Source organism: Pseudomonas sp. GL_093 (assembly GCF_057837605.1).
The window spans coordinates 1,929,573-1,952,133 of the sequence record NZ_CM174448.1 but is presented as its reverse complement, the minus strand read 5'-3'; the positions used below and the strand labels follow the sequence as shown (position 1 = coordinate 1,952,133).

Genomic DNA, 22,561 nt, shown 5'->3' with positions numbered 1-22,561 from the left:
TAATATCCACCAGGAGAAACACCCCATGCGTAAGACTTTAGCTATTGCCTTGATGTTGACCGCTTCCCTCGGTCTCGCAGCCTGCGGTAAAAAATCCGAGGACAAAGCTCAAGATGCTAACCAACATGCCGAACAAGCTCAGCAAGACATGAGCAAAGCTCAGGATAAAGTGAACGACGCGGCGAAAGAAAACGCCGAAGCCGCCAAAGATCAGGCTGAATCGAACGAAGCAGCCACAAAAGAAGCACCTAAAAACTAAAACAGTTTTTAGCGTGATAAAGAAAACCCGCCACGTGCGGGTTTTCTTTTGCCTGATGTTTTTGTTTGCAATGCAGGCGCTACAGCAAAATAGTTCTAAAAGTCGGACTAATCATCAGCAGCAACGAACACACTAGTCCGACGAACCATACCAGGCTCCGCTGCCACGCCAGATCAACCCAATAGCACAGCAAATAAATGATTCGCGTGATCACAAAGATGATTGCCAGCAAGTCGATCAGCCACCCCGCCGTCTGCGTGGTGTGCGCCATCAACACCCCCACCGCGAACAGAATGAACGCCTCAAAACAGTTTTGATGAGCCGCCAACGCACGGGCACCAAAGTCAGTCAGTTGCGCCTGTTGCTGACGCGGCAGATGGTTGTCATAACCGCCCTGGTCATTCATCGCCCTGGCGACTGGAATCCTCGCCACATAAATCAGCAGTGCGCTGATAAATACACACCAGAACGGAATACTCATCAAACAGCCTCTTTAATCGCCTCGGGCAATGGCGCCTCTGTAGGTGTATAGACCATCACGTCGAGAACGTCGGAATGAAACTCCCGGCGATACAACACCAGCACCACGCCGGTACTCATCAACATGAACAACCACGGGCTGACGAACCAGGCCAGCATGGTCATGCCGAAGTAGTAGGAGCGCAGTCCGAAGTTGAACTGGTTGGCGGCCATGGAAATGACGCGGGCCGCCCGGGCTGCAAAGGCTTTGCGCTCTTGTTCGGAAACGTGACGCTCACCGACCATAGGCGCCGAGCCCACCAGAATGGCCGCAAAGTTGTACTGGCGCATGCACCAGCTGAACGTAAAGAACGCATAGACAAACACCAGCGCCAGGCACAGCAATTTGATTTCCGACATCCCCTGGGATGCCTGTTGCACCATCGGGATATCCGCCAACAACGACACCGCCCGTTCGGAGGCGCCGAGCACCGTGAGAATGCCGGCCAGGATAATCAGTGTGCTGGAGGCGAAGAACGAGGCGTTGCGCTCCAGGTTACCGATCACGCTGGCGTCAGCGATACGGTTGTCGCGCAACAGCATGCGGCGCATCCAGTCTTCACGATAAAGGTGCAGCACGCTGGCCAGGCACGCGGTGTCGCGGCCCTTCCACGTCGCATAACGGGTGTAACCGCCCCAGCAGATGACGAACCAGAGCGCGGCGAGGATGTGGATCATGTTGGCGTGGATGAACGACATGCAGGTCCTTGTGATGTGTTTGGCAAAAGCAATGTAGTGCTTCGACGTTAGCTCAAGGAAAAAGACACTGCACCGACTCCAAAAAAAATGCCCCGTATCGATTGATACGGGGCATTTCCATGTGTGTTCACAGCCCGCTTGTGGCGGGTCATGAAGCGGCTTAAGCCAGCGCTTCTTCGCGCTTGCCCAGCAGGCGATCGCAAGCCACCGCGACAACCAGAGTCATGACCGACGGCACCAGCCAGGCCAGGCCTTGTTCGCTCAGCGGCAGGTGAGACAACTGAGTCGGCATCCAGTCCGCCAGACCCGCGCCTTTGAGGGCGTCGATCAGGCCGAAAATGAACGACACCAGCATCACCGGACCGACGATGCGGCCCTGCTCATGCCAGAAGTCCTTGCAGAAGCTCAGGGCGACCAGGGCAATGCACGGCGGGTAGATCGCGGTCAGCACCGGGATCGAGAACGCAATCAGCTTGGTGAGGCCCAGGTTGGACACCAGCAGGGAGAATGCGGCCAGGATGATGACCAATGTCTTGTAGGACAACGGCAGCACACGGCTGAAGTATTCGGCGCAGGCGCAGGTCAGACCCACCGCCGTCACCAGACAGGCCAGGGAAATCAGCACCGCCAGAAAACCGCTGCCCAGAGAGCCGAAGGTGTGTTGCACGTAAGCGTGCAACACCGCTGCACCGTTGGTGGCACCCGCGGCCACTTCATGGCTGCCCGAACCGAGACGGAACAGGCTGACGTAAACCAGCGCCAGACCCACGCCGGCTATCAGCCCGGCGATGATCGCGTAACGGGTAATCAACACCGGCGATTCGACGCCGCGGGAGCGGATCGCATTGACAATGACAATGCCAAACACCAGCGCGCCCAGGGTATCCATGGTCAGGTAACCATTGATGAAGCCTTGGGAGAACGGTGCCGCCACGTATTCCGGGGTGGCCACGCCGACTTCACCGGCCGGCAATGCAAACGCTGCGATGCCGAGCGCGGCCAGGGCGATGATCTTCAGCGGCGCGAGGAAACGTCCTACGGTATCCAGCAGACGACCCGGATAGAGCGAGATGAAGAACACCAGTAGGAAGTACACCGAGCTATAGAGGAACAGCGCCAGCGGGCTCTCGCCGGTCAGCGGCGCCAAGCCGACTTCGAATGACACGGTGGCGGTGCGCGGTGTCGCGAACAGCGGGCCGACAGCGAGGTAGCACGCGGCCGCCAGCAGGCCACCGGCGACTTTGCCGATTGGGCTGCTCAAGGCATCCATGGCGCCACCGACCTTGGCCAGCGCGACGACGGTGATCACCGGCAGACCGACCGCGGTGATCAGAAAGCCCAGCGCCGCCATCCAGACATTTGGACCGGACTGCAGACCGACGATAGGCGGGAAGATGATGTTGCCAGCCCCGACAAACAGGGCAAACGTCATAAAACCAAGTGCCAGGATGTCCTGGCCTTTCAACACTTTCATTAAGGAAATACCACACTACTGAATCGGAATTTAGAGAGGGATTTCCCTGAGGGGTGAGGGAAATGCTGTCGGTCCGTATAGGACTGACCCGTTTAGCGCGTAGCAACCTTGTGGGCCGCGGACGCAAAAATGGCTGCTAGCCTAACGAATTTGCCCGACAAACGCACTGTTAGGGTGCGATCTATCCGATACGCGACATTTCCGTGTCGCGTTTTTGCATGTAATTGGTCAGCGTCTATAAGTCCGTCTTCGCGAGCAGGCTCGCTCCCACAGGAGATCTTCAATGGACACTCCATTTGTGAACACCCGAGATCAAGTGTGGGAGCGAGCCTGCTCGCGAAGGGGCCGGCACTAACAACACACATGCCGGAAACGACAAAGGCCACCCGAAGGTGGCCTTTGTTTGGTGAAACGTCAGATAAGCGCGAGGCTTACTTGATCGCCCAACCGGTCAGCTCGGACAAAGCCTTGCCGATGTCTGCCAGCGAACGCACGGTTTTAACGCCTGCGTCTTCCAGGGCAGCAAACTTCTCGTCTGCAGTGCCTTTGCCGCCAGAGATGATTGCGCCAGCATGGCCCATGCGCTTGCCCGCAGGGGCAGTCACACCAGCGATGTAGGAAACAACCGGCTTGGTCACGTGTGCCTTGATGTAGGCAGCCGCTTCTTCTTCAGCCGAACCGCCGATCTCACCGATCATCACGATCGCTTCGGTCTTCGGGTCTTCCTGGAACAGCTTCAGGATGTCGATGAAGTTCGAGCCTGGGATCGGGTCACCGCCGATGCCGACGCAAGTCGACTGACCGAAACCGGCGTCAGTAGTTTGCTTAACAGCTTCGTAGGTCAGGGTGCCGGAACGGGAAACGATACCGACCTTGCCTGGCAAGTGAATGTGACCTGGCATGATGCCGATCTTGCATTCGCCTGGAGTGATCACGCCTGGGCAGTTAGGACCGATCAGGACTACGCCCAGCTCGTCGCACTTGACCTTGGCATCCAGCATGTCCAGGGTAGGAATGCCTTCAGTGATGCAAACGATCAGCTTGATGCCGCCGAATGCTGCTTCCAGGATGGAGTCCTTGCAGAAAGGAGCTGGAACGTAGATCACGCTGGCGGTGGCGCCAGTGGCAGCTACAGCGTCTTTCACGGTGTTGAACACTGGCAGACCCAGGTGCTCGGTGCCGCCTTTACCAGGAGTTACGCCACCAACCATCTTGGTGCCGTATTCGATGGCTTGCTGGGTGTGGAAACTACCTTGCGAACCGGTAATACCCTGGCAGATAACTTTGGTGTCTTTATTGATCAGGACGCTCATTATTTGCCCTCCGCAGCTTTGACAACTTGTTGAGCAGCGTCGGTCAGGCTGGTAGCAGCGATGATGTTCAAACCGCTTTCTGCCAGTACTTTAGCGCCCAGCTCAGCGTTGTTGCCTTCAAGGCGAACAACAACCGGGATTTTCACGCCGACTTCTTTCACAGCGCCGATGATGCCTTCGGCAATCATGTCGCAACGAACGATGCCGCCGAAGATGTTGACCAATACTGCAGCGACGTTAGTGTCGGACAGGATGATCTTGAACGCTTCGGTAACGCGTTCTTTGGTAGCACCGCCGCCCACGTCGAGGAAGTTGGCTGGTTTGCCGCCATGCAGGTTGACGATGTCCATGGTACCCATGGCCAGGCCAGCACCGTTGACCATGCAACCGATGTTGCCTTCCAGCGCTACGTAGTTCAGTTCGAACTTGGCAGCGTGCGCTTCGCGCGGATCGTCTTGCGACGGATCGTGGAAAGTTTTCAGCTTAGGCTGACGGTACATGGCGTTGGCGTCGATGTTGATCTTGGCGTCGAGGCAATGCAGATCGCCGTCAGCCTTGATCACCAGCGGGTTCACTTCCAGCAGAGCCAGGTCGTGATCCTTGAACAGCTTGGCCAGACCTACGAAGATCTTGGCGAACTGAGCAACTTGCTTGCCTTCCAGACCCAGCTGGAATGCCAGCTCGCGACCCTGGAATGGCTGAGCGCCAACCAGTGGATCGATAGTGGCCTTGAGGATTTTCTCAGGGGTGTCGTGAGCGATTTTCTCGATGTCCACGCCACCTTCGGTGGAAGCCATGAACACGATGCGACGGCTCGAACGGTCAACGACAGCGCCCAGGTACAGCTCTTTAGCGATATCAGTGCACGATTCAACCAGGATCTTGGTGACTGGCTGACCATTGGCATCAGTCTGGTAAGTCACCAGACGCTTGCCCAACCACTGTTGAGCGAATGCTTTGGCGTCTTCTTTGCTGCGAACCAGCTTAACGCCGCCCGCTTTACCGCGACCACCTGCGTGAACCTGGGCTTTGACAACCCATTCGGTCCCGCCGATTTTGTCGCACGCTTCTGCTGCTGCTTCCGGGGTGTCTACGGCGAAACCCTGGGATACTGGCAGGCCGTATTCAGCGAACAGCTGCTTACCCTGATACTCGTGAAGATTCATGCTTATTACCGTCTTCGTTAGGTACTGCGCATTCGGTGCTGCACTTGTTCAAGTGCCGCACCACCTGTGACTGCTGCTTGCGTAGGTGTTCCGGATAACCGGTGAGACTACGCAAGGCTGCGTCCGGCGGACATTCCGCGGTGAGTCTTGCACGCAAGGCTCACGACGGGCCTTCCGCCGTGGTTTCTTATTGTCTTGTCTTAACGCTTCTTGCGGTTGGCAATGTGGATGGCGCCGCCATTCACAGCCAGAGCTGCTTCGTGCAAGGCTTCAGACAGGGTCGGATGGGAGAAAACCATCATGCCCAGGTCTTCAGCGCTGGTGCCGAATTCCATACCGATCGCGCCCTGCTGAACCAGTTCTGCAGCGCTCGGGCCAATCACGTGGACGCCCAATACGCGGTCAGTCTTGGCATCAGCGATGACTTTCACGAAACCGCCGGTATCGTTGGCTGCCATGGCACGGCCACTGGCTGCGAACGGGAAGGTGCCAACGTTAACTTCAACGCCTTCAGCCTTCAAGGTCTGCTCGGTTTTGCCGACCCACGCGATTTCCGGGTGAGTATAAATAACAGACGGGATCAGGTCATAGTTGATTTGGGCTTTGTGGCCCTTGATGCGCTCAACCACCATGATGCCTTCTTCGGACGCCTTGTGCGCCAGCATCATGCCGCGAACCACGTCGCCGATCGCGTAAACGCCCGGCACGCTGGTTGCGCACTGGTCGTCAACGAAAACGAAGCCACGTTCGTCGATGTTCACACCGCTGTCAGCAGCCAGCAGCTCGGTGGTCACCGGACGGCGACCAACGGCAACGATCAGCTTGTCGAACGTGATGTTCTGTTCGCCATTGGCATCGGTGTAGTTCACGACAACTTCGTTGCCGTTCACTTTGGAACCGGTAACGCGAGCGCCCAGCTTGATGTCCAGACCTTGTTTGGTCAGGGTCTTGTAGGCTTCTTTGGAAACGGCGTCGTCAGCTGCTGGCAGGAACTTCTCCAGCGCTTCCAGAACAACCACTTCGGAACCCAGACGGGACCAGACCGAACCCAGTTCCAGACCGATCACGCCAGCGCCGATCACGCCCAGACGCTTAGGTACGGCTTGAAATTCCAGTGCGCCAGTCGAATCGACGATCACGTTCTGGTCAACCGGAGCCGGTGGAATGTCGATCGGACGCGAGCCCGAAGCCAGAATCACGTTCTCGGCTTCGATGATTTCGACGGTGCCGTCTGGCTTGGTCAGCTCGACTTTCTTGCCGGCCAGCAGTTTGCCGTGGCCTTGCAGGGAAGTAACGCCGTTCGCCTTGAACAGGGTAGCAACGCCAGAGGTCAGGCCTTTGACGATGTTGGCTTTACGGCCAACCATTGCCGCCACGTCCATGGTCACGCCAGCGTGATTGATACCGTGGATCGCGAAGCCTTCTTTGGCTTCCTTGTACTTCCAGGAGCTGTCCAGCAGCGCCTTGGATGGAATGCAGCCGACGTTCAGGCAAGTACCGCCGAGGGCCAGTTTGCCTTCCTTGTCGGTGTATTTCTCGATGCAGGCAGTGGAGAGGCCCAGTTGCGCTGCTTTAATGGCAGCCACGTAGCCGCCAGGGCCCGCGCCAATCACTACCACGTCGAATTTCTGAGTCATGTGTCATTCCTTCTCGAATCAAACCGGACGGGCCCTTTTGAGGACCGTCGTGGGACGAAGCTGGTCATTACAGAAGGGCCGTCCATCACTGGGCGGCCCGTGCAACGAAATCAGATATCCAGCAGCAAACGAGCCGGGTCTTCCAGCAGGTTCTTGATGGTAACCAGGAAGGTCACAGCTTCTTTGCCATCGATCAGACGGTGATCGTAGGACAGAGCGAGGTACATCATCGGACGGATAACAACCTGACCGTTGATCGCCATAGGACGCTGCAGAATGTTGTGCATGCCCAGGATGGCCGCTTGCGGCGGGTTGACGATCGGGGTCGACATCATCGAACCGAAAGTACCACCGTTAGTGATGGTGAACGTACCGCCGGTCATCTCGTCCATCGACAGTTTGCCGTCACGAGCCTTCTTGCCGAAGGTGGCGATGCCGCCTTCGATTTCAGCCAGGCTCATCAGTTCGGCGTTACGCAGAACCGGTACAACCAGACCGCGGTCGCTGGAAACAGCAACACCGACGTCAGCGTAGCCGTGATAAACGATGTCAGCACCGTCGATCGAAGCGTTGACCGCAGGGTAGCGTTTCAGCGCTTCGGTGGCAGCCTTGACGAAGAACGACATGAAGCCCAGGCGCACGCCATTGTGGGACTTCTCGAACAGGTCCTTGTACTTCGAACGCAGCGCCATGACTTCGGTCATGTCGACTTCGTTGAAAGTGGTCAGCATCGCCATGTTCGATTGAGCTTCAACCAGACGCTTGGCAACGGTGGCCCGCACGCGGGTCATCGGTACGCGCTTCTCGATGCGATCGCCGGCAGCGAACACTGGAGCAGCAGCGGCAGGAGCAGCTGCCTTGGCTGGCGCGGCAGCCGGAGCGGCTTTCTTGGCAGCTACAGCGGCAACAACGTCTTCCTTGGTCACACGACCGCCTTTGCCAGTGCCGGCAACGGAAGCGATGTTGATACCGTTTTCTTCAGCCAGCTTGCGAGCAGCCGGTGCAGCAACAGGATCATCTTCGCCTTCAGCGGCTGGAGCAGCAGCTTGTGCAGCGGCCGGAGCAGCGGCAGCAGCTGGAGCGGCAGCAGCGCCGCCCGCTTCGATGGAGCCCAGGACTTCGTCGGACAGAACGACGTCGCCTTCGTTCTTGACGATCGCGCCCAGCACGCCATCAGCGGTGGCCAACACTTCCAATACGACTTTGTCAGTTTCGATGTCGACGATCAGGTCATCGCGCTTGACGGCGTCGCCCGGCTTTTTGTGCCAGGTGGCAACGGTGCCATCGGCAACCGATTCCGGGAAAGTGGGGGCTTTGATTTCGATAGCCATTATCTGTGGGTCCTTAAATTCGGTTTCAGGTGCGCGAAGGCGTTAAACAGTAAAGGCGTCTTGCAGCAGTTTTTCCTGCTGCTCAGCGTGCATCGATGCATAACCACAAGCAGGTGCAGCAGAAGCATCACGGCCCGCGTACTCGAGTACGAGCGACTTGTTGTGATTGCCAACGATGCGGCGCATGTGGTGTTGGCTGCAGTACCAGGCACCCTGGTTCATCGGCTCTTCCTGACACCAAACGATATGTTTGAGGTTGGTGTACGGAGCCAGGACTTCGTTCAAGTCGTCCTCAGGGAATGGGTACAGCTGCTCGATACGCACGACGGCGATGTCGTCACGACCTTCGGCACGGCGTTTTTCCAGCAGGTCGTAGTAGACCTTGCCGCTACACAGAACAATGCGCTCGACCTTTTTCGGGTCTTGAACATCGATTTCCGGAATAACGGTCTGGAACGAACCTTCGGCCAGATCTTCCAGGGTCGAGATGGCCAGTTTGTGACGCAACAGCGACTTCGGAGTCAGTACGATCAACGGCTTGCGCAGCGGGCGAATCACCTGACGACGCAGCAAGTGGTAGATCTGAGCCGGCGTAGTCGGGACGGCGACCTGGATGTTGTGCTCGGCGCACAGCTGCAGGTAACGCTCCAGACGAGCCGAAGAGTGCTCCGGACCCTGACCTTCATAACCGTGCGGCAGCAGCATGGTCAGACCGCAGAGACGGCCCCACTTGTGCTCGCCACTGGTGATGAACTGGTCGATAACCACTTGGGCACCGTTGGCGAAGTCGCCGAACTGGGCTTCCCAGATCACCAGCGCCTCAGGCGTGGTGGTCGAGTAACCGTATTCGAACGCCAGCACGGCTTCTTCGGACAGGAACGAATCGTACAGGTCGAAACGTGGCTGGCCCTTGTACAGGTTTTGCAGCGGGACGTAGGTACCCGCGTCTTTCTGGTTGTGCAAGACAGCGTGACGGTGCGAGAACGTACCGCGACCGATGTCCTGACCCGTCATGCGAATCGGGTGACCTTCGAACGCCAGGGTCGCGTACGCCATGGTTTCGGCGTAACCCCAGTTGATCGGCAGGCCGCCGGCTTGCATTTTCTGACGGTCTTCGTAGATTTTCGAGACCTGGCGCTGAACCACGAAGCCTTCCGGAATTTCCAGCAGCTTGGCGGACAGTTCCTGCAAGGTTTTCAGATCGAAGCGAGTGTCGTGACGCGCGGTCCAGGCGTGGCCCAGATACGGACGCCAGTCCACGAACAACTCTTTGTTCGGCTCTTTGACCAGGCTTTTTACAACATGCAGACCGTTGTCCAGCGCATTGCGATATTCGTCGACTTTCGCCTGAACACGCTCTGCGTCCAGCACACCGCCCTGAGTCAGACGATCGGCATACAGTTCACGGGTGGTGCGCTGTTTGGTGATCTGCTGATACATGATTGGCTGGGTGCCGCTTGGCTCGTCGGCCTCGTTGTGGCCACGGCGACGGTAGCAGACCAGGTCGATCACCACGTCACGCTTGAACTGCATGCGGTAGTCGATGGCCAGCTGGGTCACGAACAACACAGCTTCCGGATCATCACCATTCACATGGAGGATCGGCGCCTGGATCATCTTCGCAACGTCGGTCGCGTACTCGGTGGAACGCGAGTCCAGCGGGTTGCTGATGGTGAAACCGACCTGGTTGTTGATCACGATGTGCACGGTGCCGCCGGTCTTGAAACCGCGGGTCTGCGACATCTGGAAGGTTTCCATGACCACACCCTGACCGGCGAATGCCGCGTCACCGTGGATGGAGATCGGCAGAACCTTCTCACCGGTAGGGTCGTTACGACGATCCTGACGGGCGCGAACCGAACCCTCAACCACTGGAGATACGATTTCCAGGTGGGACGGGTTGAACGCCATGGCCAGGTGAACTTCGCCGCCAGTGGTCATCACGTTGGACGAGAAGCCCTGGTGATATTTAACGTCACCGGAACCCAGCTCGACCTTCTTCTTGCCTTCAAACTCGTCGAACAGCTCGCGCGGGTTCTTGCCGAAGGTGTTGACCAGCACGTTCAGACGACCACGGTGGGCCATGCCGATAACGATTTCCTTGGTGCCGTAGGAACCGGAACGCTGGATCAGCTCGTCGAGCATCGGAATCAGGCTTTCGCCGCCTTCCAGACCGAAACGCTTGGTACCCGGGTATTTGGTACCCAGGTATTTTTCCAGGCCTTCGCCGGCGGTCACGCGCTCAAGCAAGTGGCTCTTGATGTCGGCGGAGTACGTCGGACGGCCGCGCACGCTTTCCAGACGCTGCTGGAACCACTGGCGCTGCTCGGAATCGGTGATATGCGTAAATTCAGCGCCGATGGTGCGGCAATATGTCTGCTGCAACGCTTCGTGAATTTCGCGTAGGCTCGCCTCCTCTTTGCCGATGAACAGGTCGCCGGCACGGAAGGTCGTATCAAGATCGGCATTGGTCAAGCCGTAATGATTGATCGACAGGTCTGCAGGTGCAGGACGCTGCCACAGCCCCAGCGGGTCAAGCTGGGCTGCCTGGTGGCCACGCATACGGTAGGCCTGGATCAATCGCAGCACTTCAACTTGCTTCTTCTCGTGCTCACTGCTCACGCTGCCGGCGGAAACCGGTTGGGCGCGGCGCTGGTTCTTTGCCAGCAAGACGAAATGATCGCGAATTGTGGAGTGCGAAACATCGGTGGCAGTGTTGCCGTCAGCAGGCAACTTCTGGAAGTAGGTGCGCCACTCTTCTGGCACAGCGTTAGGGTCGTGCAGGTAGAGCTCGTAGAGCTCTTCCACATAGGCAGCGTTACTACCGGATAGGTAGGCGCTGTTCCACATGCGCTGCATCACGCTTTCTTGCATGCTTGGTCACCCTCGGTTAGGGGAACACCACCGGCGTCGACACCGAGCACGCTTGCAGAAGTCCGAATGCAGCGACTAAAACAAGCCACTTAGGATCACGCTGATAGTCCGGGTACCAGCCCGGATGCCCCTGCTTGTCTCATTTCTTCAAAATAAGAGCCGCAGCCTTATAAGCTGCTGCTCAGGTTAAAACTACGGCGCCGGTTGAAGCCTGCGCCGTAGCATCTACGGGTACAGCAGTCCTACGGGTACAGCAGCTGAATCACACGCCGCTTTGCAGCAGCATGTTACGTACGTGACCGATGGCCTTAGTCGGGTTCAGGCCTTTCGGGCAGACGTTGACGCAGTTCATGATCCCGCGGCAGCGGAATACGCTGAACGGGTCATCCAGCGAAGCCAGACGCTCGGCAGTCTTGGTGTCGCGGCTGTCTGCCAGGAAGCGATACGCTTGCAGCAGAGCAGCTGGACCCAGGAACTTGTCCGGGTTCCACCAGAAGGACGGGCAAGAGGTCGAGCAGCAAGCGCACAGAATGCACTCGTACAGACCGTCAAGCTTTTCACGCTCTTCAGGGGTCTGCAGACGTTCGATGGCCGGAGCCGGCGTGTCGTTCTGCAGGTATGGCTTAACCTTTTCGTATTGCTTGTAGAAGATGCTCATATCGACGACCAGGTCACGGATTACCGGCAAACCTGGCAGAGGACGAACGATCAGCTTGTTACCTTTTACGACAGCGGACAGCGGCGTGACGCACGCCAGACCGTTTTTGCCGTTGATGTTCATGCCGTCGGAACCGCAAACACCTTCACGGCAAGAGCGACGATAGGAGAAACCTTCGTCCTGCTCTTTGATCAGGGCCAGCACGTCCAGCACCATCAGGTCTTTACCACCGGTATCGACCGTAAATTCCTGCATGAACGGCGCAGCGTCCTGATCAGGGTTGTAGCGATAAACACTGACTTGCAACATGGCGGCCACCCTTAATAAGTCCGAATCTTAGGTTCAAAAGTCGGAACAGTCTTCGGCGAGAAGTTCACAGCACGCTTGGTAACGCGCTTGTCACCCGGGAAGTACAGGGTGTGGCACAGCCAGTTTTCGTCGTCGCGGTCTTCGTAGTCTTCACGGGCGTGAGCGCCGCGGGACTCTTTGCGGATCTCTGCAGCGATGGCGGTAGCTTCGGCCACTTCCAGCAGGTTCTGCAATTCCAGCGCTTCGATACGAGCAGTGTTAAACGCCTGGCTCTTGTCGTTGATCTTGACGTTGGCGATACGGCCACGCAGATCAGCCAACTGAGCAATACCCTTCTGCATGTATTCGCCGGTACGGAATACACCGAAGTAGTTCTGCATGCAGCTTTGCAGCTCTTTACGCAGGGTAGCGACGTCTTCGCCTTCGGTACGCGAGTTCAGGCCATCGAGACGTGCCAGGGCAGCGTCGATGTCGGACTGGCGAGCGCGGGTGTAGTCGACACCTTCTTTCAGGGTCTGTTCCAGGAACAGGCCGGCTGCACGACCGAATACCACCAGGTCGAGCAACGAGTTGCCGCCCAGACGGTTGGCACCGTGAACCGATACGCAGGCCACTTCGCCTACTGCGAACAGGCCCGGGATGATCTGGTCAACGCCGTTTTCATCCTGAGTGATTGCCTGACCGTGAATGTTGGTCGGCACGCCGCCCATCATATAGTGGCAGGTTGGAACGACCGGAATCGGCGACACGGCTGGATCGACGTGGGCGAAGGTCTTGGACAGTTCCATGATGCCTGGCAGACGGCTGTGCAGAACTTCTTCACCGAGGTGATCGAGTTTCAGCATTACGTGGTCGCCATCCGGACCGCAACCGTTGCCGGCGATGATTTCTTTAACCATCGAGCGAGCAACAACGTCACGACCCGCAAGGTCTTTGGCGTTCGGAGCATAACGCTCCATGAAACGCTCGCCGTGCTTGTTGATCAGGTAACCGCCTTCACCGCGGCAACCTTCAGTCACCAGTACACCGGCGCCGGCGATGCCGGTCGGGTGGAACTGCCACATTTCAATGTCTTGTACCGGCACGCCAGCACGCAGAGCCATGCCGACGCCGTCACCGGTGTTGATCAGGGCATTGGTGGTGGACGAGTAGATACGACCTGCACCGCCAGTCGCCAGTACAGTGGCGTTAGCGCGGACGTAGGAAGTTTCGCCGGTTTCGATGCAGATGACGATCATGCCGACAAAGGCACCATCTTCGTTCTTCACCAGGTCGACGCCGTAGTATTCGTTGAGGAATACGGTGCCGGCCTTGAGGTTGGCCTGGTACAGGGTGTGCAGCAGTGCGTGACCGGTACGGTCGGCAGCGGCGCACGTACGGGCAGCCTGGCCACCTTTACCGAAGTCTTTCGACTGACCGCCGAACGGACGCTGATAGATGCGGCCTTGTTCGGTACGGGAGAACGGCAAGCCCATGTGCTCGAGCTCGAAGACCGCTTCCGGGCCTACGGAACACATGTATTCGATAGCGTCCTGGTCACCGATATAGTCGGAACCCTTGACGGTATCGTACATGTGCCAGCGCCAGTCATCGTTCGGATCTGCCGAGGCGATGGCGCAGGTGATGCCACCCTGTGCGGATACAGTGTGCGAACGAGTCGGGAAAACCTTGGTAACTACGGCAGTCTTGTGACCACCTTGTGCCAGCTGCAGAGCAGCGCGCATGCCAGCACCGCCGCCGCCAATGATGATGGCGTCGAACGAAAGCGTATTAACTGTAGTAGACATGAATCAGATACCCCAAAGAATCTGCACACCCCAGACGAAGTAGGCGAACATCGCAACGCCGCATACTGCCTGGAAGAGGAAACGTACTGCAGTCGCGGACTTGCCGAACGCCATTGGCGTCAGGTAGTCGGTCGCGATGGTCCACATGCCGACCCAGGCGTGAGCGCCGAGGGCAACGAGGGCCAGGAGACTGAAAATACGCATCCAGTTGCTTGCGAACAGTTCATGCCATTGGGCGTAGCCGATGCCAGGATGGGCAACGACGTATCCGATCAGGAAGATGAAGTAAGCCGCGAGAACGACCGCAGACACACGTTGTGCCATCCAGTCATAGAGGCCCGAACGCGACAGGTTCGTGACGTTAGTTACCATATCCAAACTCCTGCCAGAACGATTACCACCACGGAAACGGCGATAACGATTTTCGAGCCCAGTTTGCCGCCTTCAAGCGACTCGCCGATGCCCATGTCCATCATCAAATGGCGCACGCCGGCAACCAGGTGATACAGCAAGGCGGACAGGATGCCCCAAATCACTAGCTTGGCTAGCGGACTGGTCAGACACGCTTTCACCTGACCGAAGCCTTCTTCCGAGTCGAGCGACTTGTCCAATGCATAAAGCATGATGGCCAGGCTGACAAAGAGGATGATTCCGGAGATTCGGTGAAGAATGGACGTGTAAGCAGTGACTGGGAGTTTGATGGTCCTTAGGTCTAGGTTTACAGGTCGTTGGCTATTCACGGCTTTTTTTCACACTGAAGAGCCCCTAACAATCAGGGCAAAGTTGTTGGGGAGTGCACTGGTCAGGTACCCACCACCCAGGGAGTGCGACCCCCAGTAAAGCAGGCCCAAAAGCCCCTGGCGGTCGGAGGCCGAGTATAGACAGTTAGGCTACTAATGACAACGCAATCGCCTTCCCCTAATAGCTCATTGCACAAGTCGTATAAAAGGCGTAAATGGCAGTCAATTTCGAGGAAAAAGTCCGGTTAAAGCCTTCTGGAGCAAGACTTTAGGCAAATTGACATTCGAATTTATCTCACTATAGTGGTGCGGGCCCTGCGTGGGGGGTCTGTCTGATGATTTCAAGCATAAATAGGAGGCCACATGGCTGACAAAAAAGCGCAGTTGATCATCGAGGGCGCAGCCCCCGTCGAGCTGCCCATTTTAACCGGCACCGTTGGTCCCGATGTTATCGATGTTCGGGGCCTGACGGCCACGGGCCGTTTCACCTTTGACCCTGGTTTCATGTCGACAGCTTCCTGCGAGTCGAAGATCACCTATATCGACGGCGACAACGGCATCCTGCTGCACCGCGGCTACCCGATCGAACAGCTGGCTGAAAAGTCGGACTACCTGGAAACCTGCTATCTGCTGCTCAACGGCGAATTGCCGACCGCAGAACAGAAGGCCCAGTTCGTCAGCACCGTGAAAAACCACACCATGGTTCACGAGCAGCTGAAGACGTTCTTCAACGGTTTCCGTCGCGACGCCCACCCGATGGCCGTCATGTGCGGCGTAGTCGGCGCCCTCTCGGCCTTCTACCACGACTCCCTGGACATCAATAACCCGCAGCATCGCGAAATTTCCGCGATCCGTCTGGTTGCCAAGATGCCGACCCTGGCAGCGATGGTTTACAAGTACTCGATGGGGCAACCCATGATGTACCCGCGCAACGACCTGACGTACGCGGAAAACTTCCTGCACATGATGTTCAACACCCCGTGCGAGATCAAACCGATCAGCCCGGTACTCGCCAACGCCATGGACAAGATCTTCATCCTCCATGCGGACCACGAGCAGAACGCATCGACTTCCACCGTACGCCTGGCCGGTTCTTCGGGTGCCAACCCGTTCGCCTGTATCGCTGCCGGCATCGCTGCACTGTGGGGCCCTGCCCACGGCGGCGCGAACGAAGCTGTTCTGACCATGCTCGATGAAATTGGCGATGTATCGAACATCGACAAGTACATCGCCAAGGCCAAGGACAAGAACGATCCGTTCAAACTGATGGGCTTCGGTCACCGGGTTTACAAAAACCGCGACCCACGCGCAACAGTCATGAAGCAGACCTGCGACGAAGTGCTGAAAGAACTGGGCATCACCAACGATCCGCAACTCGAACTGGCCATGCGCCTGGAAGAGATCGCCCTGACCGACCCGTACTTCATCGAACGCTCGCTGTACCCGAACGTCGACTTCTACTCGGGGATCATCCTCAAGGCGATCGGCATTCCAACCAGCATGTTCACCGTGATCTTCGCTTTGGCGCGGACCGTCGGCTGGATCTCCCACTGGAAAGAAATGCTCTCCAGCCCGTACAAGATTGGCCGTCCGCGCCAGTTGTACACCGGCTACGAGTCGCGTGACATCACCAAGCTGGAAGACCGCAAATAAGACCTGTCTTGCGATAACGTCTTAAAGTTGCACCGGGAACGGCCTCTATTTATATAGAGGCCGTTTTTGTTTGTGCGATGAACCTGTTCGTTCCCACGCGGAGTGAACGATGAGTGAGCGGCGGGCTGTTGATCTGGCTTTTGCTTTTGATGTTGATCCTGCTTTTGATCTTTCGCCCCTTCGGCAGGCCGAGCGTAGGTGTTCATCAGGGGGTTAGGCGCGCAGCGCCGTGCGGCGAAGCCGCACACATCGAGAGGAGGTCGTCGCGAAGCAGACCGTAGGCGATGCCCCCCTGATGGACACCGTAGCGAGGGAACACTGAGCTTTAGCGAAGTGCCGTACGCCGGGGCGAAGCGTTTTGCTTACTTTTGGGCGTCTGCAAAAGTGAGTCGCTGTAAAAGCGAAACCATAATCAGCCGTTACAGAAGAAACGGATATGTACTCAGTCAACAAGGGCCGATAACCGCCCAACAAAAAATGCCCCGATCTCTCGACCGGGGCATTTCTGTTTAACGCAGCTTATATAGCCAAGCCTGAAGCCTTAGTGAGCAACCGCCCCACTCGCCCCCAAACCAGTCTGCGAACGAACAAACTGAGGGAAGAACAGCGCCCGCTCATTGTCAGCCGCAGTCGACTTGTCAGTGATCGAGAAGAACCAGATCCCGATAAACGCAATGGCCATGGAGAACAGCGCCGGGTACTCATACGGGAAGATAGCCTTCTCGTGATGCAGGATCTGCACCCAAATGGTTGGCCCAAGCACCATCAAACCAACGGCACTGATCAGACCCAACCAGCCACCGATCATCGCACCACGCGTGGTCAGCTTCTTCCAGTACATGGAAAGCAGCAGCACCGGGAAGTTACAGCTCGCCGCGATAGAGAACGCCAGGCCCACCATGAACGCGATGTTCTGGCTTTCGAACAGAATGCCCAGACCGATCGCCAACACACCCAGACAGATGGTGGTGATTTTCGAGACGCGGATCTCGTCCTTGTCGTTGGCCTTGCCCTTCTTGATCACGCTGGCGTAAAGGTCGTGGGACACCGCTGTAGCACCCGCCAGAGTCAGACCGGCAACGACTGCCAGAATGGTTGCGAACGCGACTGCCGAGATGAAGCCCAGGAAGATACTGCCACCGACCGCGTTAGCCAGGTGCACCGCCGCCATGTTGTTGCCGCCCAACAGCGCGCCAGCCGCATCTTTAAAGGCAGGGTTGGTGCTGACCAGCAGAATCGCGCCGAAGCCGATGATGAACGTCAGGATGTAGAAGTAGCCAATGAAGCCAGTTGCATACAGCACGCTCTTGCGAGCTTCTTTCGCGTCACTCACGGTGAAGAAGCGCATCAGAATGTGCGGCAGGCCAGCGGTACCGAACATCAGCGCCAGGCCAAGCGAGAATGCCGAGACCGGATCTTTCACCAGGCCGCCCGGGCTCATGATCGCTTCACCTTTAGGGTGAACCTTGATCGCCTCGGAAAACAGCAAGCTGAAGTCGAAGTTGACGTGTTTCATGACCATCAGCGCCATGAACGTAGCACCGGACAGCAGCAACACGGCCTTGATGATCTGCACCCAAGTGGTCGCCAGCATGCCGCCGAACAACACGTACATGCACATAAGGATACCGACCAGGATCACGGCAACGTAGTAGTCGAGACCGAACAGCAGCTGGATCAGCTTGCCGGCACCGACCATTTGCGCGATCAGGTAGAACGCCACCACCACCAGCGAACCGCAAGCGGACAGCGTGCGGATCTGGGTTTGCCCAAGGCGGTAGGACGCCACGTCGGCAAAGGTGTATTTACCCAGGTTACGCAGGCGCTCGGCGATCAGGAACAGAATGATCGGCCAGCCCACCAGAAAGCCGATCGAGTAGATCAGACCGTCGTAACCGGAAGTGAACACCAGGGCGGAAATACCCAGGAAGGACGCCGCCGACATGTAGTCACCGGCAATCGCCAGACCGTTCTGGAAGCCGGTGATCTTGCCACCCGCCGCATAGTAGTCAGCCGCCGAATTGTTGCGCTTGGAAGCCCAGTAGGTGATGCACAGGGTCAGGCCAACGAACGCGACGAACATCAGGATCGCGGAAACGTTGAGCGGTTGTTTGTGCACTTCGCCGGTCAGGGCTTCACCCGCCCAGGCGCCAGGTGCAAAGGCTGCGATGCTCAATAGAGCCATTAGACGCCGGATCATTGCTGAGCCTCCTTGAGAATCGCATTGTTCAGGTCGTCGAATTCGCCATTGGCGCGTCGTACGTAGATTGCAGTCAGGATAAAGGCCGAGAGAATCAGCCCGACACCAATCGGTATCCCCCAGGTAATCGAAGACTCGGGGCTGATTTTCGCCCCCAGAATATGCGGCCCGTAAGCAATCAAAAGGATGAATCCGGAGTAAAGCCCTAGCATGATCGCCGAAAGAATCCAGGCGAACTTTTCTCGCTTACTAACCAGCTCCTTGAAGCGCGGGCTGTTTTGAATCGAGAGGTAAATGCTGTCGTTCATTGTTTTTATCCTCGCAGCACAGATGAAGTTGGAACGTTATCCACTCTATGCGGCTACGGAACTGGTTCCAGACGACCTTAGTATTAGAACGACATGACAGAATCGCCATTTCCCGGCATGCATTAAATAAATGGGGAAAAACAAAAGGCCCCTTGGCAAATATGCCAAGGGGCCTTGAGAAGTGCTGAGCAGACGCGTCAGCTCAAATCATTTGGTCCAGTCTGCAACGCGTTCCGGGTGTTTGGCCACCCAATCCTTCGCGGCGACTTCAGGTTTGGCACCATCCTGAATGGCCAACATGACTTCGCCGATTTCGTCTTTCGACGCCCACTGGAAGTTCTTCATGAACTTGGCAACTTCCGGAGCCTTGGTTGCCAGTTCTTTGCTGCCGATGTTGTTTACGGTTTCAGCCGCGCCATAAACGCCTTTCGGGTCGTCCAGGAAGCGCAGTTTCCACTTGGCGAACATCCAGTGCGGCACCCAACCGGTAACGGCAATGGATTCGTTTTTCTTCTCGGCACGGGTCAGCTCGGCAATCATGCCGGCGCCGGAACTGGCCTTGAGTTGATAGCCGGTCAGATCGTAGTCCTTGATCGCCTGCTCGGACTTGAGCATTACACCCGAACCGGCGTCGATGCCGACGATACGACCTTTGAAGCTGTCGTCGGTTTTCAGATCGGCAATACTTTTAGCTTTGACGTACTCCGGCACGATCAGGCCAATTCTCGCGTCCTTGAAGTTCGGACCGTAATCGACGACTTGATCTTTATTCTTGGTCCAGTATTCACCATGAGTCACAGGCAGCCACGCAGACATCATGGCATCGAGTTTGCCAGTGGCCACGCCCTGCCACATGATCCCGGTGGCAACTGCTTGCAGTTTCACGTCATAACCGAGTTTCTGCCTGATCACTTCAGCGGCCACGTTGGTCGTGGCGACACTGTCCGACCAGCCGTCGACATAACCGATAGTCACTGCCTTGCCTTCGGCGCTGGCTACAGTAGAACTGATCGCCAGCACCAAAGCGGCACCTGCGCCCAAGAGTCGTCGCATCTTCATCGTTACTTCCCCGAAAGTGCTGCGCTCGACGGATGCCGAGTCGCGTCAACGTATTGTTATGGTGCACAGCGCCCCCATCACGCCCACCGCAAACTCGTCCGAATATCAGCGATTTATCTATGAGAGCACTGATGCGTCGATAATCAACCCCAAGACAATGGCGACCTTCTCTGCCAGCGACCTCAAGGCATCGAGAAACGACATCAGAACGCCATTAATCTAGACCACCGGAAGTCCGCTCGCCAATCCGCCCAAACTTTGCATGTCAAAAGTATGCAGGCCACCAAGCACGCGGCAAATGAAGGTAACATGCGCGGCTTTGCTCCCAGACGGCCTGACCATGCCCGCGACATCCCGCTTTCCTTTTTTTGCTTATCTATTCGCCTGCCTGCTGGGGCTTTTTGCCCTGGGTGGCTTCTGGTACGGCCTCGGTAAACCAGTGGTGCTGCCGGACGTAGCCAGCGCGACGCATAAGCTGCAATGCGCCTCCTACACCCCGTTCGACAAGGATCAATCACCGTTCGATCAGCCGTTCAAGCTGCGCCCCGAGCGCATGGATGCCGACCTCGCGCTGCTGGCCAAAAGCTTCGAATGCATCCGCACCTATTCCATGACCGGCCTCGAGGCCCTGCCCGACCTGGCGCGCAAGCACGGGCTGAAACTGATGATCGGCGCCTGGGTCAACAGCAACCCGGTGGACACCGCCAAGGAAGTCGACCTGCTGATCGCCTCGGCCAACGCCAACGCGGACGTTGTGACCTCGGTGATCGTCGGCAACGAAACCCTGTTGCGCAAGGAAGTCACTGGCGCGCAACTGGCCAAGCTCATCAGTAAAGTCAAAAGCCAGGTCAAACAACCTGTCACTTACGCCGACGTCTGGGAGTTCTGGCTCAAGCACCCGGAAGTCGCCCCGGCGGTGGATTTCCTGACCATCCATTTGTTGCCGTACTGGGAAGATGACCCGTCGAACATCGATGCCGCCCTGCAGCATGTGGCCGAAGTACGTCAGGTGTTCGGCAACAAGTTCGCACCCAAGGACGTGATGATTGGCGAAACCGGCTGGCCGAGTGAAGGCCGTCAGCGTGAAACCGCCCTGCCGAGCCGGGTCAATGAAGCCAAGTTCATTCGCGCCTTTGTCATCATGGCGGAGCAGCAAGGCTGGCATTACAACCTGATCGAAGCCTTCGACCAGCCGTGGAAACGCGCCAGCGAAGGTGCGGTTGGTGGTTACTGGGGGCTGTTCGATGCCGATCGCCAAGACAAGGGCGTGCTCGCCGGTCCAGTGTCGAACGTGCCTTACTGGACGCAGTGGCTGGTGGTGGGTGGTTTGATCTTCCTCGGCACACTCATCCTCGGTGGACGTGTCCGCAGCACTCGCGCAGCGCTGGTTCTACCGCTGCTCGGCGCGCTGGCCGCCTGCTCGATTGGCGCCTGGGGCGACCTGGCCCGCGTCACTACGCGGTTTACCAGTGAATGGTTGTGGGTCGCTTTGCTGACGGCGTTGAACGTGTTGGTGCTGGCCCATGCGGCACTGACCCTGAGCGCTCGCACTGGCTGGCGCGGACGGGCGTTCAATGCGCTGGAACGTCGGGCGGGCTGGTTGCTCGCTGTGGCCGGGTTTGCCGCTGCGGTGACGATGCTGGAGCTGGTGTTCGATCCGCGTTATCGCAGCTTCCCGAGTGTTGCATTCATCCTGCCGGCGCTGGTCTATCTGTGCCGCCCGGTGAGCGTGGCGCGTCGGGAGATTGCCCTGCTGACCTTCATCATCGGTGCCGGCATTGCGCCGCAGCTTTACCGTGAAGGGTTGCAGAATCAGCAGGCCTGGGGTTGGGCGCTGGTGAGTGTGTTGATGGTTGCAGCGTTGTGGCGCAGTTTGCGGGTTCGCAAGGGGTAATTTTTCAGCGCCCCTACCGGCCTCATCGCGAGCAAGCTCGCTCCCACACTGGACCGCATCTATCATGAGAACGCGGTCAAATGTGGGAGCGAGCCTGCTCGCGAAGACTGACCATCAGACGCTGCGGGAAGCCCGGACCAACCGCAATCCAGCAATCACCACCGCAAAAACAGCCAAAGTCGTGTTGTACAACGCCAACGCCGGAAACCCAAACACCAGCGCCAGCACGGCCAACCACCACCCTGCCCGGCCCTGCAGCACAAAACCAATAACGGCTGCCGCCAATGCCGCGAAGCCCAGGACATTGAAGTGAATCATCAGGCCCAGGCTCGAACGAACCTGGCATTCCCAGCGACTCGCTTCGTCCACGCAGATGCCGACCCATTGAGCATCCTCCATGAAGCCATAACGCGCGCCATAACTGGCGGCCAGCCATAACGGCAGGAGAACGAGCAGCAGAATCACAGGCAGACGGCGGGACATGAAGCACTCCAATAAACGAAAACGGCGGCCAGCTTAATCCCCCGCCAGCGGTTAGCAAACGCATGTAAGAGATAATTGGTCACGCAATCGCTGCAAAGTGTATCGTCCAGCTACTATTACTCCGAAATTAGGCCTGATTGGTGCCGATCCATGGCACTTTGGCGCAACCCCCGTGGTCATAGCCTGCGAACTTCATTT

The 22,561-nt window shown here is 57.5% G+C and carries 19 protein-coding genes; 3 read left to right on the top strand and 16 right to left on the bottom strand.

The window, feature by feature from the left end; genetic code table 11:
• The first annotated feature begins 25 nt into the window (after positions 1-25).
• Positions 26-259, top strand: a complete 234-nt coding sequence (locus AC3IUE_RS08830) for a hypothetical protein (RefSeq protein ID WP_056744000.1) — start codon at positions 26-28, stop codon at positions 257-259.
• A 79-nt stretch (positions 260-338) separates the two neighbouring features.
• On the opposite strand, the gene AC3IUE_RS08825 is transcribed toward AC3IUE_RS08830, so the two are convergent.
• The 12 genes from AC3IUE_RS08825 to sdhC form a co-directional block, all read right to left on the bottom strand.
• Positions 339-740: an MAPEG family protein gene (locus tag AC3IUE_RS08825; protein ID WP_056743998.1), complete on the bottom strand. Its 402-nt coding sequence runs from the start codon at positions 738-740 to the stop codon at positions 339-341.
• Complete coding sequence (locus AC3IUE_RS08820) at positions 740-1,477, bottom strand: DUF599 domain-containing protein (protein WP_046048036.1); 738 nt, start codon at positions 1,475-1,477, stop codon at positions 740-742. Before AC3IUE_RS08820 ends, AC3IUE_RS08825 begins: the two co-directional genes overlap by 1 nt.
• Before the next feature lie 160 nt (positions 1,478-1,637).
• The gene (gene brnQ, locus AC3IUE_RS08815) at positions 1,638-2,951 is read right to left on the bottom strand and encodes a branched-chain amino acid transport system II carrier protein (RefSeq protein ID WP_056743996.1); all 1,314 of its coding nucleotides are present in this window, start codon (positions 2,949-2,951) and stop codon (positions 1,638-1,640) included.
• Positions 2,952-3,382: 431 nt separating this feature from the next.
• A complete protein-coding gene (gene sucD / locus AC3IUE_RS08810; RefSeq protein ID WP_008148605.1) occupies positions 3,383-4,264 on the bottom strand; it encodes a succinate--CoA ligase subunit alpha in 882 nt (293 codons plus the stop codon).
• Positions 4,264-5,430, bottom strand: a complete 1,167-nt coding sequence (gene sucC / locus AC3IUE_RS08805) for an ADP-forming succinate--CoA ligase subunit beta (protein WP_008148602.1) — start codon at positions 5,428-5,430, stop codon at positions 4,264-4,266. The genes sucD and sucC overlap by 1 nt, the downstream gene beginning before the upstream one ends.
• Positions 5,431-5,630: 200 nt before the next feature.
• A complete protein-coding gene (gene lpdA, locus AC3IUE_RS08800; RefSeq protein ID WP_150655142.1) occupies positions 5,631-7,067 on the bottom strand; it encodes a dihydrolipoyl dehydrogenase in 1,437 nt (478 codons plus the stop codon).
• 110 nt (positions 7,068-7,177) lie between these two features.
• Positions 7,178-8,398 (bottom strand): 2-oxoglutarate dehydrogenase complex dihydrolipoyllysine-residue succinyltransferase, encoded by a 1,221-nt coding sequence (gene odhB / locus AC3IUE_RS08795; RefSeq protein WP_046048039.1) that lies wholly within the window; start codon positions 8,396-8,398, stop codon positions 7,178-7,180.
• Between the two features lie 42 nt (positions 8,399-8,440).
• Positions 8,441-11,272 carry a 2-oxoglutarate dehydrogenase E1 component gene (locus AC3IUE_RS08790; protein ID WP_095130078.1) on the bottom strand — a complete coding sequence of 944 codons (2,832 nt, stop codon included), beginning with the start codon at positions 11,270-11,272 and terminating at the stop codon, positions 8,441-8,443.
• Positions 11,273-11,534: 262 nt separating this feature from the next.
• The gene (locus tag AC3IUE_RS08785) at positions 11,535-12,239 is read right to left on the bottom strand and encodes a succinate dehydrogenase iron-sulfur subunit (RefSeq protein ID WP_056743991.1); all 705 of its coding nucleotides are present in this window, start codon (positions 12,237-12,239) and stop codon (positions 11,535-11,537) included.
• An 11-nt stretch (positions 12,240-12,250) separates the two neighbouring features.
• Positions 12,251-14,026 (bottom strand): succinate dehydrogenase flavoprotein subunit, encoded by a 1,776-nt coding sequence (sdhA, locus tag AC3IUE_RS08780; protein WP_056743988.1) that lies wholly within the window; start codon positions 14,024-14,026, stop codon positions 12,251-12,253.
• Positions 14,027-14,029: 3 nt separating this feature from the next.
• Positions 14,030-14,398, bottom strand: a complete 369-nt coding sequence (sdhD, locus tag AC3IUE_RS08775; RefSeq protein ID WP_008148589.1) for a succinate dehydrogenase, hydrophobic membrane anchor protein — start codon at positions 14,396-14,398, stop codon at positions 14,030-14,032.
• The gene (sdhC, locus tag AC3IUE_RS08770) at positions 14,392-14,766 is read right to left on the bottom strand and encodes a succinate dehydrogenase, cytochrome b556 subunit (RefSeq protein ID WP_082555868.1); all 375 of its coding nucleotides are present in this window, start codon (positions 14,764-14,766) and stop codon (positions 14,392-14,394) included. The genes sdhD and sdhC overlap by 7 nt, the downstream gene beginning before the upstream one ends.
• A gap of 363 nt (positions 14,767-15,129) precedes the next feature.
• Here sdhC and gltA point away from each other — a divergent pair, with 363 nt between their 5' ends.
• Positions 15,130-16,419 carry a citrate synthase gene (gene gltA, locus AC3IUE_RS08765; RefSeq protein ID WP_008148584.1) on the top strand — a complete coding sequence of 430 codons (1,290 nt, stop codon included), beginning with the start codon at positions 15,130-15,132 and terminating at the stop codon, positions 16,417-16,419.
• Positions 16,420-16,960: 541 nt separating this feature from the next.
• Here the strand turns inward: gltA and AC3IUE_RS08760 are convergent.
• From AC3IUE_RS08760 to AC3IUE_RS08750, 3 genes are all read right to left on the bottom strand, one after another.
• Entirely contained in the window at positions 16,961-18,619 is a 1,659-nt protein-coding gene (locus tag AC3IUE_RS08760; protein WP_046046329.1) for a cation acetate symporter, read from the bottom strand.
• The gene (locus AC3IUE_RS08755) at positions 18,616-18,927 is read right to left on the bottom strand and encodes a DUF485 domain-containing protein (RefSeq protein ID WP_008148580.1); all 312 of its coding nucleotides are present in this window, start codon (positions 18,925-18,927) and stop codon (positions 18,616-18,618) included. The genes AC3IUE_RS08760 and AC3IUE_RS08755 overlap by 4 nt, the downstream gene beginning before the upstream one ends.
• A 207-nt stretch (positions 18,928-19,134) precedes the next feature.
• Positions 19,135-19,986, bottom strand: coding sequence for a glycine betaine ABC transporter substrate-binding protein (locus AC3IUE_RS08750; RefSeq protein WP_129442276.1), 852 nt, complete (start codon positions 19,984-19,986; stop codon positions 19,135-19,137).
• Between the two features lie 298 nt (positions 19,987-20,284).
• On the opposite strand from AC3IUE_RS08750, the gene AC3IUE_RS08745 reads away from it, so the two are divergent.
• A complete protein-coding gene (locus AC3IUE_RS08745; RefSeq protein ID WP_489266785.1) occupies positions 20,285-21,880 on the top strand; it encodes a glycoside hydrolase family 17 protein in 1,596 nt (531 codons plus the stop codon).
• A 114-nt stretch (positions 21,881-21,994) separates the two neighbouring features.
• Here the strand turns inward: AC3IUE_RS08745 and AC3IUE_RS08740 are convergent, their stop codons facing one another.
• Positions 21,995-22,363 (bottom strand): hypothetical protein, encoded by a 369-nt coding sequence (locus tag AC3IUE_RS08740; protein WP_489266783.1) that lies wholly within the window; start codon positions 22,361-22,363, stop codon positions 21,995-21,997.
• Between the last annotated feature and the right edge of the window lie 198 nt (positions 22,364-22,561).

What these genes read in the sequence shown, in the direction of transcription:
- AC3IUE_RS08830 (WP_056744000.1), top strand. Translation starts at nt 26, where the DNA reads ATGCGTAAGACTTTAGCTATTGCCTTGATGTTGACCGCTTCCCTCGGT.
- AC3IUE_RS08825 (WP_056743998.1), bottom strand. Translation starts at nt 740, where the DNA reads ATGAGTATTCCGTTCTGGTGTGTATTTATCAGCGCACTGCTGATTTAT.
- AC3IUE_RS08820 (WP_046048036.1), bottom strand. Translation starts at nt 1,477, where the DNA reads ATGTCGTTCATCCACGCCAACATGATCCACATCCTCGCCGCGCTCTGG.
- brnQ (WP_056743996.1), bottom strand. Translation starts at nt 2,951, where the DNA reads ATGAAAGTGTTGAAAGGCCAGGACATCCTGGCACTTGGTTTTATGACG.
- sucD (WP_008148605.1), bottom strand. Translation starts at nt 4,264, where the DNA reads ATGAGCGTCCTGATCAATAAAGACACCAAAGTTATCTGCCAGGGTATT.
- sucC (WP_008148602.1), bottom strand. Translation starts at nt 5,430, where the DNA reads ATGAATCTTCACGAGTATCAGGGTAAGCAGCTGTTCGCTGAATACGGC.
- lpdA (WP_150655142.1), bottom strand. Translation starts at nt 7,067, where the DNA reads ATGACTCAGAAATTCGACGTGGTAGTGATTGGCGCGGGCCCTGGCGGC.
- odhB (WP_046048039.1), bottom strand. Translation starts at nt 8,398, where the DNA reads ATGGCTATCGAAATCAAAGCCCCCACTTTCCCGGAATCGGTTGCCGAT.
- AC3IUE_RS08790 (WP_095130078.1), bottom strand. Translation starts at nt 11,272, where the DNA reads ATGCAAGAAAGCGTGATGCAGCGCATGTGGAACAGCGCCTACCTATCC.
- AC3IUE_RS08785 (WP_056743991.1), bottom strand. Translation starts at nt 12,239, where the DNA reads ATGTTGCAAGTCAGTGTTTATCGCTACAACCCTGATCAGGACGCTGCG.
- sdhA (WP_056743988.1), bottom strand. Translation starts at nt 14,026, where the DNA reads ATGTCTACTACAGTTAATACGCTTTCGTTCGACGCCATCATCATTGGC.
- sdhD (WP_008148589.1), bottom strand. Translation starts at nt 14,398, where the DNA reads ATGGTAACTAACGTCACGAACCTGTCGCGTTCGGGCCTCTATGACTGG.
- gltA (WP_008148584.1), top strand. Translation starts at nt 15,130, where the DNA reads ATGGCTGACAAAAAAGCGCAGTTGATCATCGAGGGCGCAGCCCCCGTC.
- AC3IUE_RS08760 (WP_046046329.1), bottom strand. Translation starts at nt 18,619, where the DNA reads ATGATCCGGCGTCTAATGGCTCTATTGAGCATCGCAGCCTTTGCACCT.
- AC3IUE_RS08755 (WP_008148580.1), bottom strand. Translation starts at nt 18,927, where the DNA reads ATGAACGACAGCATTTACCTCTCGATTCAAAACAGCCCGCGCTTCAAG.
- AC3IUE_RS08750 (WP_129442276.1), bottom strand. Translation starts at nt 19,986, where the DNA reads ATGAAGATGCGACGACTCTTGGGCGCAGGTGCCGCTTTGGTGCTGGCG.
- AC3IUE_RS08745 (WP_489266785.1), top strand. Translation starts at nt 20,285, where the DNA reads ATGAAGGTAACATGCGCGGCTTTGCTCCCAGACGGCCTGACCATGCCC.
- AC3IUE_RS08740 (WP_489266783.1), bottom strand. Translation starts at nt 22,363, where the DNA reads ATGTCCCGCCGTCTGCCTGTGATTCTGCTGCTCGTTCTCCTGCCGTTA.